We start from the raw sequence: 14,313 nt of genomic DNA on the forward strand, positions 1-14,313 counted from the left end.
TCCAGGCCATCAACCTCCAATCGCCCGGTGTGCCGGGCACATCCCGCTCCGGGGACCTGTTCTCGGCCAGAGCCCCCCTGCTCGACGTGAACGGCGACGGCCGTCTCGACCTGGTGGCAACGACGAGCCACGGCAGCGCGCTCAAAGGCTTCTGGATACTGCCCGGCACAACCTCCGGGCTCGACACACGCGACGCGATATCTCTCCTACGAGGACCTGGGCCTGGGCAGCTGAGGAGCCGAGAGTTCCAACCACGCAACGTTCGCGTGCGCCTTGTTACGTCTCTTTCTTGATGGACGGATTCGCCGGTGCTTCGGCAATTCCCGTCCCAGCGGCGCCGCCAGGCCTTACCGAGCGTTCGAGCGAGTCGGTCAGCCACAGGTGGGACGCGCCGAGAGCGACCGGGGTGCCACTGGCCTCGGTCACCAGCCGCCAATAGCGGCGCATCCCCGGCACGCGGTCAGCAGCCACGTACGACAGTAACCGGCGCCTGAACCGGAAGGAATCGCTGCCGCCACGCACCATCGCATGCGCCGCAACAAACCGATCGAGTGCGGGGCCCTCCCGAGGCGGCTCACCTGCCCGCACCAGGGGCTCAGCCAGCGCGCACGCCTCACCGATCCCGTCCAGCAGCTCGCCCTCGTCGGTGATCAGCTCTGCGTTCGCCCGTGCCATCGCCAGCAGGCCACGCGTCAGCGCCCGGTCACCGGCCAGGGCGAACAGCTCGGCGAAGGCGACCACTTGTGGCGGAGTCGGGTCGGCGGGTGGCTCGGGCACGGCCATCGCCATGAACGTCGTGAGCATCACCTCGGACACCGGGGCCACCATCGCGCGCCTCCAGAAATCGATCAGCGCATCGCGGGCGACACCCCCGCTCCCCACTGCGGCCAACAACTCCAACCTGGCGGCCCGTTCGCCCGGCCCGACCTCCTCGACCGCGCGCAGGGACGCCCGCCGCCAGGCCAGATCCGCGATCTGTACATCAAGAGCCGCACGCTCCAGCGCGACCACCTCAACCACAGAGCACTCGCCGACAAGCACACGCCGAATGGAAGGCAGGCCCAGCCCAAGTCCGCGCAGCCGCCTGACCAGACCGAGCCGCTCCACGGCCGCCTGATCGAACCGACGGTGTCCGCCGGTGCTGCGTACCGAGTCGACGATGCCCTCGTCGCAGTAGAAACGAACGGTCCGCACCGGAACGCCGGTCAGCCGGGCCAAGTCGCCGATCCCGAGCGTCTCTTCGAGCAAAGGCACTTGAACCTCCACTGGACTGGAGCTTCTACGGTACCGGCGTACCCCCGGGAGAGGAGCTTTCGCAATGATGAAGACGCTGGACACCGCACGGCTCATGGAGGGTTTGGAGGAGCAGACCGCAGGGTTCGCGCGCGCGGTCGCCGGAAGTGACCCCGACATGCAGGTGCCCACCTGCCCGGGCTGGCCGCTGCGCACCCTCATCGGGCACGTGGGTCAGCAGCACCGATGGACGGCCGAACTCGTGCGTACCGGGGAGCAATTGACCACCCCCGACCCGCAGCAGGCCGACCCCGGCGCCCCGGGAGAGTGGGCCCGGTGGCTGCACGAGGGCGCGCAGGTGCTGATCCACGCCATCCGGCAGACCGGCGCGGACACCGAGATACGTACCTTCCTCGGGCCGCGGCCGGCGGCCTTCTGCCTGCGCAGGATGCTGAGCGACACCTGCGTCCACCACTACGACGCGGCGTTCGCGACGGACACCGCGTTCCGGATCGCCGACGATCTCGCCGCCGATGTGATCAGCGAAATCCTGGACCTCCTGTCCACACCGGCCTTGGAGACGGCCAAACCCGAGATCGCCGAGTTGCGCGGCCGGGGTGAGAAAATCGGGTTCAGGCCTACGCTCACGCAGGGGTGGGTGATCACCAGGACACCCGAGGGACTGCGGGGGGAGCGCGGTCCTGTCGAGGCCGACGTGGTCGTATCGGGTGCGGTGGCGGACCTCATGCTGGTGGTCTCCCGCCGCATACCGCCGAAGGAAGACCGGGTGTCGGTGCAGGGCGACCGCGCGTTGCTGGACCACTGGCTTGCCCGTACAGCGCTCTGACCTGCGCAGCCCCGAACTCCCTCGGCGGCGTTCGCTATAACTGGACCATGATCTATCACGTGGTGCCGCTCGACGAATGGGTGGCCGTTCCTGATCGTCCGTACGCACCCGCGTCCCTCTCGGACGACGGCTTCGTGCACTGCTCCCCGGACGAGGCAACGACCCTTGCGGTCGCCGGCGCCTTCTATCGGGGAGTGCCGGGGCCGCTCCTGGCCCTGGTCATCGACGAGCACCGGCTCGCTGCCCCGGTGAGGTGGGAGGCCGCGGACTCCGCTCCGCCTCCCGGAGTGGCGACCGGCACGCTGTTCCCCCATGTCTTCGGTCGCATCAACCGCGACGCGGTCGAAGACGTGAGGGAGATCCGGCGTGATGAAGGGGGCCGGGCCACGGCCCTGGCCGTCTGGCAGTGACCTGCCCGGACACCCGGGTGCGGTCAGCCCACGGGAGGCTGAGGGGTGCTTCCCGTCCGGGGCACGCGTGCCCCCAAACGGCCCAGCCAGGCGTGCGCGCCGTGCGCGCCCCAGGTGTCCTGACGGGCATGACCTCCCATATAGATCAGCCACCCGGAACGGCCACCACACGACGCGGCGCTCTCGGTATTGGCATGGCCCTCCTGGGCGGCGCCTTCTCCGTGGGGATGGCGCCTGGCGCCGCCACCCGCACCGACGACACCTGCCTGATCGGCTACGACGCCGCGTTCGAGGACGCACTCGCCGAGGCGGACGCACGGACACCGGTCGAGGAAGACCGCCTGGGGGCCGGGCTTCCCGGGGTGTTCGCGCGGCCACTGCGGCGCGGCTACCGGGTCACCGCGCGCTACGGGGTACGTGGCAACTGGCTCGCCGGACACCACACCGGCATCGACCTCGCGGTGCCCCGGGGAACACCGGTCTACGCCGTCAGCGCGGGCACCGTCGTCCTCGCCCAGCGTTCGGGGGACTACGGCAACGCGGTGACCATCCGCATGCCGGACGGGCACTACACGGTGTACGGACACCTCAACCGGATCCGCACCCGCGTCGGGGCCCGGGTGTCCGCGGGTGCGCGCATCGCGGACAGCGGCAGCACCGGGCGCGCCACCGGCCCTCACCTTCACCTTGAGATTCGGTCCTCACGGCCCTACGGCTCAGATGTGAATCCCGCCGCGTACCTGGCACGGCGGGGCGTCAGGCTGCTGTGACGTCGGACGGAGCGCCGTTTCCCTTTGAATCACCCTGTGCACGGACGGGCGTCCGTGTCTCGTGGTTCGCGCCCGGCCGCCTCGGGCGCACGACGGCAACGCTCTGCCACCCTCGCCGTCCGCGGGTGGCAGAGCGTTGCCTTTGCCCCGAGTCCGCTCGGCACCGTCGCAACAACGGCCTCACGCTCCGACCGTGGCGCATCTCACCGCTCACCCCGCAGCCTCTTCCCCCGCCTCGGCGGTCACTGGCGCGAGCAGGCTGAGCGGGTTGAGCCGGTCCAGCTTGGCCAGGTGGTCCCCGAAACCGCCGCGTGCGCGGACGCGTGCGGGACGAGGTGGTGACGGGGCAGTTGGAGGTGCGCAGGATGCGCGCGCCAGTTCGTTCCAATGCGGCGACCAGGCCGTGATCCTCGTCGAGCGGTAGCGGTGGGAAGCCGCCGGCCGTCGTGTATGCGCGGGCAGCGACGCCGAGGTTGGCGCCGTGCACGTGCGGGTGTCGCCACGGGCAGCCGGTCGGCGGGCGGGATGCCTCGTACAGGTGGTGGTAGTGGGCGGCCAGCCGGGGCTTGTGCGGGGGCCAGTGGTCGACGGACACGGTGCCGACCACCGCATCCCAGTCCTCTTGCGCCCGGGCCAGCTGGAAGGCCCAGTCGGGCGGCACTGTGCTGTCGGCATCAGTGGAGGCGATCCACACACCGTCGGGGCCGCCGCCGAGCGAGGCCAGTGCAGCACATACCGCCGTCGCCCTGGCCCTCCCGACGTTGCGGAAGCGGACGGGGACCACGAGGGCGCCCGCGTCCCGGGCGACCGCTGCGGTGGCGTCGGTGCAGCAGTCGGCGGCGACCACCGCAAGCACCTGCACCGCGTCCAGGGCGGGGTGCTGTGCCGCAGTGCGCACGGCGTCCAGAGCGGCCGGGAGCAGGGTCTGTTCGTTGCGGGCCGGCAGCACGACGGCGATCGCCCGGACCGTGTTCCGGTCGGTCATACGAGGCCTCGCGTGCGGCGGGTGAGGGCGCGGCCGTGCCGCCGGGGGCGGTGCGGGCGTACACCTGGAGGACGAAGTCGTCCTCGCGGTGGTCGGCGGTCAGTGTCAGTCCGGGTGTGGAGGAGACGGTCTCGGCGAGCGTGCTGCCCGTTCCCCGGTGCTCCGCGACCGGGTGGTTCCAGTGCACCGTCACCAGGGTGCCGCCCGCCTCCAGAGCGCCGACCGTACGGGTCAGGACGTCCTGGAGCGTGGGCGCGTCGAGTAGTAGAGCAGCTCGGACAGCACGATCAGGTCGAAGCTGCCCGGCGGCCAATCGCCGTGCAGGGTGAGACGGCGTACATCCACCCGCGGGAGATCCGCAGTGCGACTGCGCGCTGTGGCGACCGCGGACTCCACCCGGTCGCAGGCCAGTACCTGATCGCAACGTTCGGCGATCCGAACGGTCAACTCGCCTACGGAGCAAGCAGGTTCGAAGGCGCGTCGGTAGCGGGGGAGTGACAGGCTCGCCACGGTGAGGTCGTACTTCCGGCGCTCGTACCAGCGTTCCGCGAGGTGCCACGGGTCGGGTGCGTGGCGGTACATGTCATCGAAGTACGACGCCGGAGTGCTGGGTGTGTCCGGTGCGTTCGGTGCGTTCGAAGTGTGGGTCATCGGAACACCACCTCTCGATCGCGCAGGTGGTGTGCGATCTCCTCGGGCGGCAGGATCGCCGCGTCACCCGGCCCCGGGCCCAGTGGTTCGATCTGGCTGACGAAGCGTCCGACCGCGGCCCGTTTCCGGTCCTGCACGTCCGGGGGCAGTGCGATGCGGGCCGCTCGCTCCCAGGGCACCCGCACATCGCCGGGCGTCGCCCAGTGCCACATCCACACCGGGTAGAGCCAGCAGGGGACTTCTGCCGAGGCCGCCGCGCGGACGGCGGCGCGCCCCGCCGCCTCGTGGTCCCCGTGCACGTCGCCGGTCCACGGCGCGACGACCAGGTCCGCGCCATGGACGAGGGGTGCGAGCTGTGCGGCGACATCGTCCTCGTACGTGGTGACCCCGGTGTCGGGGACGTGCAGCCGTACGACGGTGGAGTCCTTCGCCCCGAGCTCGGCGAGTGCGGCGCGGGTCTCGGCCGCTCGGATCCGTACGAGTTCGCGGGTGGTGAGCACCCGGCTGTCGGGGTGTGACGCCTCGCCGTCGGTGATGGCCACCACGGTCACGTGTGTACCGGCGGCGGCGAGCAGGGCGATGGTGCCGCCGAAACCGAGCACCTCGTCGTCGGGGTGCGCCGCGACGACGACCACGCGAGTAAAGGGACGCACGGCGATCTCGGGCACGGCGGCCCAGCCCGGCCAGGCCCGCCATGCCGCTTCATCGGTGCCCGGCGCCTGGATAGGGTCGGCGAAGGGCCGCGTCGGGGTGTCGGTCATCGCTCGTCCTGCGGCCTGGCGAGGAGTGCGCCCAGTGCGGCGAGGTCGCGTTCCGCGTGGTGCTGGCGGATGTATACGGCCAGGTCCGCCGCGTTTCGGGCGTGCCGGGCGTCGTGGCACAGCGGCCCCGCGCCCGTCGCCCGGCCCACGTGGTCCAGGACCGCCGCGCACACCGACTCCACGAACGCACGCACCCGCATCGCCCGCAGCCTGGCCCCACCGTGTTCGTCGAGGGGGTCCGCGTCGATCTCCTCGGCCGCCCGCTCCAGCAGCACCCCGGCCGCGTACAACTGCACATCCACCGCGCCCAGATGCGCGTCCGTGTGCGGCTCGGCACGCCGGCCGGCCGCCTCGCGCAGCACCCGGGCCACCGCCACCGCGCCCCCGTACCAACAGGCGGCCACGCCGATCCCGCCGTGCTCGAACCCGGGCCGGCGCACGTACGCCTCCGGCCCGCCGACCACCTGCGCGGATACGTCGGTGAACCGCACGTCCGGGGTGTCGCTGCCCGCCATGCCGACGGCCTGCCAGGTGCCGTCGACCGGTCCACAGCCCTTGCCGTCCACCCGTACCGCGAAGAGCCGGCGCTCGTCCTCGGCCCGAGCGGTGACGAGCGCGTGTGTGCAGCTGTGCGCCCCCGAGCAGTACTGCTTGAGGCCGCTCAGCACCCAGCCCGACTCCTTCTGGATCGCGTCGAGCCCTTCGCCGGGCGGCTCCGCCGCCCACACGCCCCACCGCTCGCCGGGAGCGGGAGGCGGGGCGCCCAGCTCCGCGAGGATGGCAATGGCGTCGACGTGTCCCTCCACCAGCCGGGCCGTACACAGATCGGCCTCGGCGACTTCTTGCAGCGCCGCGAAACGGCGGGCTGTGCGCCCCGACCCGGGCAGGGGGAAGTCGTACTCCCCGGACTCGACGCGTCCGACCGCGGAGGCGAAACCCGCCGCCGCCTCGGCTGCGGGGGCGGCGAGCAGGTCACCGGGCCCCGCGGGATCACCAGGCATGGAACGAGCTCCTTCAGGACGGCCATGGGGGGTGGGGCACGTTGCCCCTCAACTCTGGAACGCCTTTCCGGGTTCCGCGCGGCCACTGCCTCGGCGCAGGGATCTCCCCAGTGCCCCGCCGGGCGGGGTCAAAACCCGCAGGCGCATGCGTGGGACGAGCGGAAACAGGGGAAACCGGGCGCAGGGACGTGCCGGGTCGGATCAACCGGCATCAGGGCATCGGGTGCCCACTTCGGTCCCGCTGAGGTCCCGGCGACGCGCCCCGGCGACGGCCCGGTGACGTCTCGGCCGCGAGCCGGTGGGTCAGGGCCTTGCCCCGACTCGACCGTGCCCCGGCCGGGGCCGACCGAGTTGTGCGCAGAGGCCGTTCCTGTACGGGAAGGCGGCCGGGTCGCTGTCAGCGACCCGGATGACGCGGGCGTGGATGGAGACGCGGGCCGTCAGGCCGCGAGCGCTTCCGGGCCCTGTCGGTCCTGACGGGCGGCCTGGACCTCCAGGAGCAGGTCGGCTGCAGCGAGTGCGTCCAGGACGTCGGAGGTGGCGGTGGTGACGCACAGGGTGTACGAGACGTCCTCCAGTGCCAGGCGTGTGATCTCGCTGGGGTATTCCTCATGGGCCAGCCGGGCCGTCGCGTAGCGGGACAGGAGTACGCGCAGGACCTTCGAGTCGGGCATGAGCATGGCGGTGGCGGCCTTTCCGATGAGATCTGCAGTTCTTACAGCACCGAGAGGAGGTGGCTCCCTCACCCAGCGTTTTGCCCCGTACCCCGTATTCATGCCCGTCGATGCACTGATCAACTTGAACTCTTTCTCCGCGCCCGCCGGGCCCGGAGGCCCGCCTGTGCCGTACCTCTCGATTCAGTGGCCCTCGGGCGGGCATCCGAGTTTTCCCGGCGCGTGCGGCGCGGGGGACGGACGGGGGAACGGCATGACAGGCGCGTGATGGACTGGGTACGCAGCAGCGGGGCGTGGGCAACGCGGGCGCGGCGGTCGCCGGGGCACGAGCGCAGTACCGTCCTGATGATCGGCAAGAGCACGCTGGCGGCGACGCTGGCGTGGTGGGTCGGGCACGACCTGATGCACGCGACCTCGGCGGCGTTCGCGCCGTTCTCCGCAGTGCTGATCATGAACGCGACGATCTACCGGTCGGTGTGGCAGGCCCTGCGCTACACGGCAGCTGTCGCGGCCGGGGTCGCGGTGCAAGGCGCGCTCAAGTTTCTGATCGGATCCGAGCTGTTCGCCTTCCCTCTCGTCGCCGTCATCGCCCTGGCCATAGGGCAATGGGCCGCACTGGGCGAGCAGCGCACCCAGGTCGCCACCGCCGCGTTCTTCGCCTTCTCCACCTACACCACCGCGTCCACCACCGGTGATCAGGCGGCCCAGCTCGGGCAGATCGTCCTGCTCGTCCTCATCGGCTGTGTCCTGGGCCTGATCGTGAACCTGGGCATCGCACCCCCGCTGCGCTATCGCAGCGCCGAGCAGGGCATACAGGTACTGGGCCACGAGGTGGCGACCCTGCTGGACGACATGGCGGAAGGCCTGCGCGAAGGAGACGTCCGTGCCGAACGGACCCAGGCGTGGATCCTGGCCGGCGAGCGCGCCCAGCGCTCGGTCGCCCAGGCGCGCACCGGCCTGAGCATGGCGGAGGACAGCCTGCCGCTCAATCCGCGGCGCCTGTTGCCCGCGCACCGCGGCTACCTCACCTTCGGCCGCTACCGGCAGGTCCTGGTCTCGATGGAGCGCTCCGTCTTCCAGCTGGCGTCCCTCAATCGCAGCCTGGACCAGTGGCAGGAGACGGAGAGCACCTACAGCTACACGCCCGTCCTCCAGGCTTACGCCGACTTCCTGGCCGCCCTGCGCGACATCGCCCAGGTGCTGTCCGCCCTGGACACCGACACCCTCACCGACCAGGCCGCGGAAGCGAGCACGCTCGCCGGCACCGCCCAGGAGAGGCTGCAGGACGTCCTGAAGGCGGCCCGGACCGCCGGGCTGCCCCTGGCCGACCCCTCCCGCCCGTACGGCGTCCTCGTGGTCGAGGCCACCCGGCTGATGGAGGAATTCCAGTACACCTGCGACGCCCTGCAGACCACCGCCACCGGCTAGTCGGTACGGCGACGCCGCTCGCCGCGACGGGGATGCGCGGGACGTCAGGCACTGCAGTACTGACAGGCGGTCAAATACCTTACGTCGCACTCGTATCGTCTGCCACGCCCTGGCTGGTGAGGTCGGTCGGTGAAGTGGACGTCACCCCGGACGGCAGGCGGATCGCGTGGTGCCGGGTGGCCCGGCAGGGTCTTCTTCCGGCCAATTCAACTGAACTGTGCCTAGGGATCGCGGAGTTGTCGCCGGGGCGGTATTGACTGAATGACGTCCTCCAATTTCCGTCACGCGCATCCGGTCTCAGCCTCCGCTCCGTCCGTGGTTGCAGCTCAAGCTATGGCCAGCGCCTTCGCCGCAGGCAGCCTCGACCTGCTGGAACAGTCGTGAAGAAAGCGCTTGGGAAGATCCAATGGCCTCTACGCCCGTGTGCGGGGCGTGTTCCCGTAACTGGCCTGATCGTGGGCAGGGGCATATTCGATGCCGGATCCCCTTTGGCGTGACCTCACCCCAGGGCATACTTCGATCAAGACATACACGTTCGGCGCCACTTGTGGGGGATGGCGCCAACCTGGGGGGTCTATGTGTGTAGTCACTGTGCTGCCTCGGTTGTAGTGCGTTCAACTTCAGGAGTGTGTGGAACGGAGTGGGGGCTGCTTCGTATGGACCGGACTGACCCGCCCTTCCTCGGCGCGGGAGCGGTCATGCTTCCTCGTGGCGCCACCCCTGGAAGCTCCACGAAGGTTTTGCTCTAGCGGTCCGACGTAGCCGGGCTGCCAGGAGTACGAATTCGGGCAATGGCGCGCGTGGTTGGGCCTCTCCCAGGACGTGCGATGCGGTCTGGGTTCGTACGGCCGGTCAGGCGATGCTGTCGCTCGCTGCAGTGGCCACGCTCTGTCGGAATTTGGGGTAGGGGTTGGCCCGACTCGCCTGAGTCCGTGACGTCGGCGCTCCGGTGTTGTGGCGCCGTCGGCATCGTCAGGTGGGTCCACCCTCGCAAGCCCTTGTGCCACGCCGTAGTCGGGCGTGGTGTGTCCAGAGCTCGGTGATCATGGTCGCTTCCGATGCCAGAGAGCGGAGTCTTCTGATGTTAGATGCAACGAACTCGCTGTCCGTACAACTGCTGGGTCCTCTGCGGGTGTGGTTTCGCGATGAGGAGTTGATCATCGGCCCGCCGAAACAGAGAGCCTTGCTCGCGATGCTTGCCACGCATCAAGGGGCCGTGGTGAGCCGTGAGCAGATCATCGATGGGCTGTGGGGTACGGAGGCACCCAGTACCGCCGTCAATGGCGTACACACCTACATTGCCGGACTGCGTCGGGTGCTTGATCCCGTGCGGGGCAGACGGGAGTCCGGTGAGGTGCTGGTCTCCAGGCTGGGGGGCTATGAACTGCAGCTGCCCGCAGACGCCGTCGACGCACTCCTCTTTGTGCGCCAGCGCGAAGAGGCGCGGCAGATGGCGGCCGCGGGGCGGTCGGACGAAGCGTTCGAGCGGCTGGGGATGGCGCTCGGGCTGTGGCAGGGCGATGCGTTAGCCGGGGTACCCGGGCCTTTCGCGGCGTTCGAGCGCAGCCGGCTGCGCGAGATGCGGTTCACGGATGTCGAGGAGTGGACCGGCGGGATGATCGCGACGGGGCGGAGCGAGGAGGCGATCGTCGTGCTGAACGAGGCGATCATCCAGGAGCCGCTGCGCGAGAAGCTGCGATACCTGCTGATGCTTGCGCTGTACTTGTGCGGCCGTCAAGCACACGCGCTCCACGTCTACAGTGACACCCGCGTCTATCTCGACGAGGAGCTGGGTATCACTCCCGGCGTCGAGCTGCGGGATCTGCACTCCCGCATCCTCATGGGCACGGTCGAGAGTGAGGGGTCCGGCCGGATCCGTCCTTCGAGACTGGCCCCGACGCGCGGTTCGGAAGCGGTACGAGGCTCGGAAGCGGGCGGCATGCCGTCGTCGTCCGACTGTATGCCGAGCCACCTTCCCTCCCGCGCCAGCACCTTCGTCGGCCGGAGCGCCGAGCTGGCCGCCGTTCGGGTGATGCTCACTCAGGACAACCCCGAGCGGGGCCGTGCCACCCCCATCCTGGCCATCGACGGCGCCCCCGGGGTGGGCAAGAGCGCGCTGGCTCTGGAGCTGGCCCATGAGTCACTGGACCGCTTTCCGGGCGGTCAGCTGTACGTCGACCTCGGGGGGACCGGGGACAGCCCGCTGAGCGCCTTCGACGCGCTGGCGCAGCTGTTGCAGAGCCTGGGGATCGAACGGGCCTCCCTGCCGGCGGATCTGTCCGGCCGGGTCCTGCTCTACCGCAGTCTGCTGCACGGCAGGCGGATGCTGGTGGTGCTGGACGATGCCGTGGACGCCGATCAGTTACGGCCATTGATACCTCAGGGGTCAGCCTGCCTCATCGTTACCAGCCGCCAGTCGCAGCGCGCTCTGGTCGTGCGGTACGGGGCCCATCGCATCCGGTTGAAGCCACTGGATCCGGAGACCGCGGCGGAACTCCTGCTGAGGCTGACCGGTGTTGAGTACGGCCGGGAGCGCCCGTGCGCCATCGACCGGCTGGTCGAACTGTGCGGGTACTTTCCGCTGGCCATCAGGATCACCGCCGGAACCCTGCTCGGCGATCTGTATGGGCCTCCCGAGCGGCTGGTGGCGCAGTACGAGGATCCCGCCGTGCGGTTGGACCTGCTGGCGGTCGACGGTGACGAAGAGCTGAGTGTCCGCGCCATGTTCACGGCCAGCTACCGCAAGCTGTCGGACGAGGCGGCCCGGATGCTGCGGCTGCTGTGCGCGGCGGGGCTGGAGGAGATCGGCCTGCTGCCTTCTCTGCGGCTCATGGGGACCTCCGTCACCGCGGTTACGGAATGTCTTGAGTCGCTGGTGAACCATGGCCTGCTGGAGCGTGTCGGCCCCGAGCGCTACGGGCTGAACGAGCTGGTGCGGATCTACGGCGCCGAGCGCGCCGAGGCGCAGTCCGAGGCGATACGGCTGCCCACGCCCCGTCAGCTGACGTCGGGTCAGGGCGTTGAGGGGCGTCGTATCGGCGGCCGCGTGAGGTAGCCGACCGGCCCAACCACTGGGCCGGCTGGCTGATTTCAGACCCTGACGCATCGAGTAGGGGATGTGGGGCCGGTGCGACCGTGATTTGATACGGGACAGTCTCGTATCAAAACTCAAGAAGGAGAGCACTGTGCCCGGTCCTGCGGTCTGGAGCAGCCCCAAACGATGGTGGGCGCTCGGCGTCCTCGTCATCTGCGTACTGGTGAACGGTCTCGACGCGACGATCCTCTATGTGGCAATGCCGCAACTCGTCGAGTCGCTGGGCGCCACGAACTCTGACCTCCAGTGGTTCCACAACGCCTACCTGCTCGTCTTCGCCAGCCTGATGCTCCCCTTCGGAGTATTCGCCGACCGGATCGGCCGCAAGCGTCTCCTGATGGTCGGTCTGGCGGTGTTCGGGCTCGCGTCCGCCTACGCGATGAGCGTGGACAGCCCCGGGGAACTGATCCTCGGGCGGGCGCTGATGGGCCTCGGCGCGGCGATCGTCACACCCGTGTCGCTGGCGATGCTGCCGGTGCTCTTCGCTCCGAAGGAGCGTGCGCGAGCCCTGGCGATCTGGTCCGCCGGTGTGGCGCTCGGACTGCCGATCGGCCCGCTCGCGGGCGGCTGGCTGCTGGAGCACTTCTGGTGGGGTTCGGTGTTCCTGATCAACATTCCGATCCTCCTCGTGGCCATCGTGGCCGGCCTGGTGCTGTTCCCCGAGCACAAGGGGCAGCGCGAGCACGCCTTCGACTGGCAGGGGGCCGTGCTGTCGGTACTCGGCCTGGCCTCGCTCACCTTCGCCCTGACCCGGGCGCCGGAGGAGGGCTGGCTGAGCACGGAGACCCTGGGCGGCTCCGCCGCGGGGCTCGCCCTGCTCGGTCTCTTCGTCCTGCGTGAGCGGACCACCGCGTACCCGCTGCTCGATGTACTGGCCTTCCGCGTAAGGCACTTCGGTGCCTCCGTGGTGGCCCTGCTCTTCGTCCACTTCGCCATGACGGGCTTCCTGTTCATGCTCAGCCCCTACCTTCAGGCGGTGCTCGGCAATTCGTCCTTCGGGACCGGCGTGCGCATGCTGCCCGTCGTGCTCGCCGTCATGGTCGGCGCGGGCGCTGCCGAGCGGCTTGCCCCACGGGTGGGGCCGCGCGGTCCGGTGACGGCAGGGCTGCTGCTCATGGCCGGCGGGCTGCTGCTCTTCACCACGACCACCGTCGATTCGGGAGACACCCAAGTGGCGCTCTGCCAGCTGATGCTGGGCATCGGCATCGGTCTCACCCTGGCTATCGCGATGCACACCGCCCTGTCCACCGTGCCCGACGAGAAGTCCGGCGAGGCATCAGGATCGACGAGCGCCTTCCGGCAGGTCGGCGGCGTCATCGGTGTCGCCGTACTGGGCAGTGTGCTGGGAACCGCGTACCGCGACGACATGAAATCGGCCACGCGGGGGCTTCCCGAGCAGGCGGCGGAAGCCGCAGGGGACACGGTCGGCGCGGCACTGCGCGTCGCTCAGCAGCTCGGACCGCAGGGGGAGGGACTTGCCGCGGCGGCCCGCCAGGCCTACGTGGACAGCATGGACCTGGCGCTCATCGGGGGAGCGGTCGTGCTGTTCGCTCTCGCCGCCGTGGTGTTCGCCTGGATGCCCTCCAAGGCCGTCGTCCACGCCACGGAAGCCCCTGCCGACGAACTCTCCACGTCGGGAGCGGGGCCCGTACGATGAGTACTTCGTGGCGCACCGGGACTGTGATGCCACGCATACGGAGGAGCTGACGGTAGAGATGCAGGACACCCGTGAAGGTCGACAGGCCGACGAACGACGTATCGGACGCCCGCGCAAGCGTCAGGCGGACACTGCGATTCTCCAGGCGACGGTCTCGCTGCTCGGAGAGTCGGGGTTCCAGAACCTGACGATGGAACAGGTGGCACGGCGCGCCGGCGTCGGCAGGGCCACCGTCTACCGGCGCTGGAAGACGAAGGAAGAGATGATCATCAACGCGCTCGACACGTTGATGGCCGACTTCGACGTCACGGCGACCGGCGACCTTCACGGCGACTTGTTCGCCATGACCTGCTGGCTCCGCAACGGGCTGCTGACGGCCCCCGAAGGGCGGCTGCTGCCGCACCTGGCGGCCCAGGCGGTCAGCGACCCCAACTTCCCGTCGAGCCACATGGAATCGTGGGTGTGCCCCTGGCGTGACGCGGTGGAGGCCGTGCTGGTCCAGGGCCGCGACGAGGGCCGCGTACGACCCGATGTGAACATCATCGGGATCGTGGACATGCTGGGCGGGGTAGTGATCCTCCGCCTCTTCCTCGGGCAGGGGCGACCCCTCGTCGACGAGCAGATCCGCGACATGATCGACGGCGTACTGAACGGCGCGCTCGTCCGCAGCGAGCCCACCGTCTAGGCGCACAGCGAGACACACCCAACCGCCTCCAGACCACTTGGCATCCGGGCCCGGCCCGGCCCCACCGCAGACGTGCGGATGGGGCCGGACCGGGCCCGGATGCGGTAGGCCACTCAA

The 14,313-nt window shown here is 69.9% G+C and carries 12 protein-coding genes and 1 pseudogene; 7 read left to right on the forward strand and 6 right to left on the reverse strand.

Annotated elements, in window-relative coordinates:
* Positions 1–276: 276 nt before the first annotated feature.
* Positions 277–1,248 (reverse strand): MerR family transcriptional regulator, encoded by a 972-nt coding sequence (locus tag QMK30_RS19795; protein ID WP_283519616.1) that lies wholly within the window; start codon positions 1,246–1,248, stop codon positions 277–279.
* 70 nt (positions 1,249–1,318) lie between these two features.
* Here QMK30_RS19795 and QMK30_RS19800 point away from each other — a divergent pair, with 70 nt between their 5' ends.
* The 3 genes from QMK30_RS19800 (at position 1,319) to QMK30_RS19810 (ending at position 3,260) form a co-directional block, all read left to right on the forward strand.
* Positions 1,319–2,080: a maleylpyruvate isomerase family mycothiol-dependent enzyme gene (locus QMK30_RS19800; RefSeq protein WP_283519617.1), complete on the forward strand. Its 762-nt coding sequence runs from the start codon at positions 1,319–1,321 to the stop codon at positions 2,078–2,080.
* Positions 2,081–2,127: 47 nt separating this feature from the next.
* Positions 2,128–2,490 (forward strand): DUF952 domain-containing protein, encoded by a 363-nt coding sequence (locus tag QMK30_RS19805; RefSeq protein ID WP_283519618.1) that lies wholly within the window; start codon positions 2,128–2,130, stop codon positions 2,488–2,490.
* A gap of 128 nt (positions 2,491–2,618) precedes the next feature.
* Positions 2,619–3,260, forward strand: a complete 642-nt coding sequence (locus QMK30_RS19810; protein ID WP_283519619.1) for a M23 family metallopeptidase — start codon at positions 2,619–2,621, stop codon at positions 3,258–3,260.
* On the opposite strand, the gene QMK30_RS19815 is transcribed toward QMK30_RS19810, so the two are convergent.
* The 5 genes and pseudogenes from QMK30_RS19815 to QMK30_RS19835 all read right to left on the reverse strand — a co-directional run bounded on the left by QMK30_RS19815 (position 3,247) and on the right by QMK30_RS19835 (position 7,332).
* The gene (locus QMK30_RS19815; protein WP_283519620.1) at positions 3,247–4,245 is read right to left on the reverse strand and encodes a glycosyltransferase family 2 protein; all 999 of its coding nucleotides are present in this window, start codon (positions 4,243–4,245) and stop codon (positions 3,247–3,249) included. The two genes, QMK30_RS19810 and QMK30_RS19815, sit on opposite strands and share 14 nt — an antisense overlap.
* 7 nt (positions 4,246–4,252) lie before the next feature.
* A pseudogene (locus QMK30_RS19820) lies at positions 4,253–4,827 on the reverse strand (class I SAM-dependent methyltransferase); the annotation flags it as partial.
* Between the two features lie 65 nt (positions 4,828–4,892).
* Entirely contained in the window at positions 4,893–5,657 is a 765-nt protein-coding gene (locus QMK30_RS19825) for a PIG-L deacetylase family protein (RefSeq protein ID WP_283519621.1), read from the reverse strand.
* Entirely contained in the window at positions 5,654–6,658 is a 1,005-nt protein-coding gene (locus QMK30_RS19830) for an acyl-CoA dehydrogenase family protein (protein WP_283519622.1), read from the reverse strand. The genes QMK30_RS19825 and QMK30_RS19830 overlap by 4 nt, the downstream gene beginning before the upstream one ends.
* Positions 6,659–7,098: 440 nt before the next feature.
* Positions 7,099–7,332 carry a DUF5133 domain-containing protein gene (locus tag QMK30_RS19835; protein ID WP_349362085.1) on the reverse strand — a complete coding sequence of 78 codons (234 nt, stop codon included), beginning with the start codon at positions 7,330–7,332 and terminating at the stop codon, positions 7,099–7,101.
* 345 nt (positions 7,333–7,677) lie between these two features.
* Here QMK30_RS19835 and QMK30_RS19840 point away from each other — a divergent pair, with 345 nt between their 5' ends.
* From QMK30_RS19840 to QMK30_RS19855, 4 genes are all read left to right on the forward strand, one after another.
* A complete protein-coding gene (locus QMK30_RS19840; RefSeq protein WP_283519624.1) occupies positions 7,678–8,760 on the forward strand; it encodes an FUSC family protein in 1,083 nt (360 codons plus the stop codon).
* A gap of 1,045 nt (positions 8,761–9,805) precedes the next feature.
* On the forward strand, positions 9,806–11,815 hold the full coding sequence (locus QMK30_RS19845) for an AfsR/SARP family transcriptional regulator (protein ID WP_283519653.1): 2,010 nt from the start codon (positions 9,806–9,808) through the stop codon (positions 11,813–11,815).
* Positions 11,816–11,945: 130 nt separating this feature from the next.
* Positions 11,946–13,511, forward strand: coding sequence for a DHA2 family efflux MFS transporter permease subunit (locus tag QMK30_RS19850; RefSeq protein ID WP_283519625.1), 1,566 nt, complete (start codon positions 11,946–11,948; stop codon positions 13,509–13,511).
* Positions 13,512–13,569: 58 nt separating this feature from the next.
* A complete protein-coding gene (locus QMK30_RS19855; RefSeq protein WP_283519626.1) occupies positions 13,570–14,196 on the forward strand; it encodes a TetR/AcrR family transcriptional regulator in 627 nt (208 codons plus the stop codon).
* The last annotated feature ends 117 nt before the right edge of the window (positions 14,197–14,313 follow it).

Source organism: Streptomyces sp. H27-C3, from assembly GCF_030063415.1.
Lineage (GTDB): Bacteria > Actinomycetota > Actinomycetes > Streptomycetales > Streptomycetaceae > Streptomyces.

Excerpts from the sequence above, each read along its gene's own strand:
- QMK30_RS19855 (WP_283519626.1), top strand. The coding sequence starts at position 13,570 with ATGCAGGACACCCGTGAAGGTCGACAGGCCGACGAACGACGTATCGGA.
- QMK30_RS19800 (WP_283519617.1), top strand. The coding sequence starts at position 1,319 with ATGATGAAGACGCTGGACACCGCACGGCTCATGGAGGGTTTGGAGGAG.
- QMK30_RS19840 (WP_283519624.1), top strand. The coding sequence starts at position 7,678 with ATGATCGGCAAGAGCACGCTGGCGGCGACGCTGGCGTGGTGGGTCGGG.
- QMK30_RS19830 (WP_283519622.1), bottom strand. The coding sequence starts at position 6,658 with ATGCCTGGTGATCCCGCGGGGCCCGGTGACCTGCTCGCCGCCCCCGCA.
- QMK30_RS19845 (WP_283519653.1), top strand. The coding sequence starts at position 9,806 with ATGGTCGCTTCCGATGCCAGAGAGCGGAGTCTTCTGATGTTAGATGCA.
- QMK30_RS19805 (WP_283519618.1), top strand. The coding sequence starts at position 2,128 with ATGATCTATCACGTGGTGCCGCTCGACGAATGGGTGGCCGTTCCTGAT.
- QMK30_RS19810 (WP_283519619.1), top strand. The coding sequence starts at position 2,619 with ATGACCTCCCATATAGATCAGCCACCCGGAACGGCCACCACACGACGC.
- QMK30_RS19815 (WP_283519620.1), bottom strand. The coding sequence starts at position 4,245 with ATGACCGACCGGAACACGGTCCGGGCGATCGCCGTCGTGCTGCCGGCC.
- QMK30_RS19835 (WP_349362085.1), bottom strand. The coding sequence starts at position 7,332 with ATGCCCGACTCGAAGGTCCTGCGCGTACTCCTGTCCCGCTACGCGACG.
- QMK30_RS19825 (WP_283519621.1), bottom strand. The coding sequence starts at position 5,657 with ATGACCGACACCCCGACGCGGCCCTTCGCCGACCCTATCCAGGCGCCG.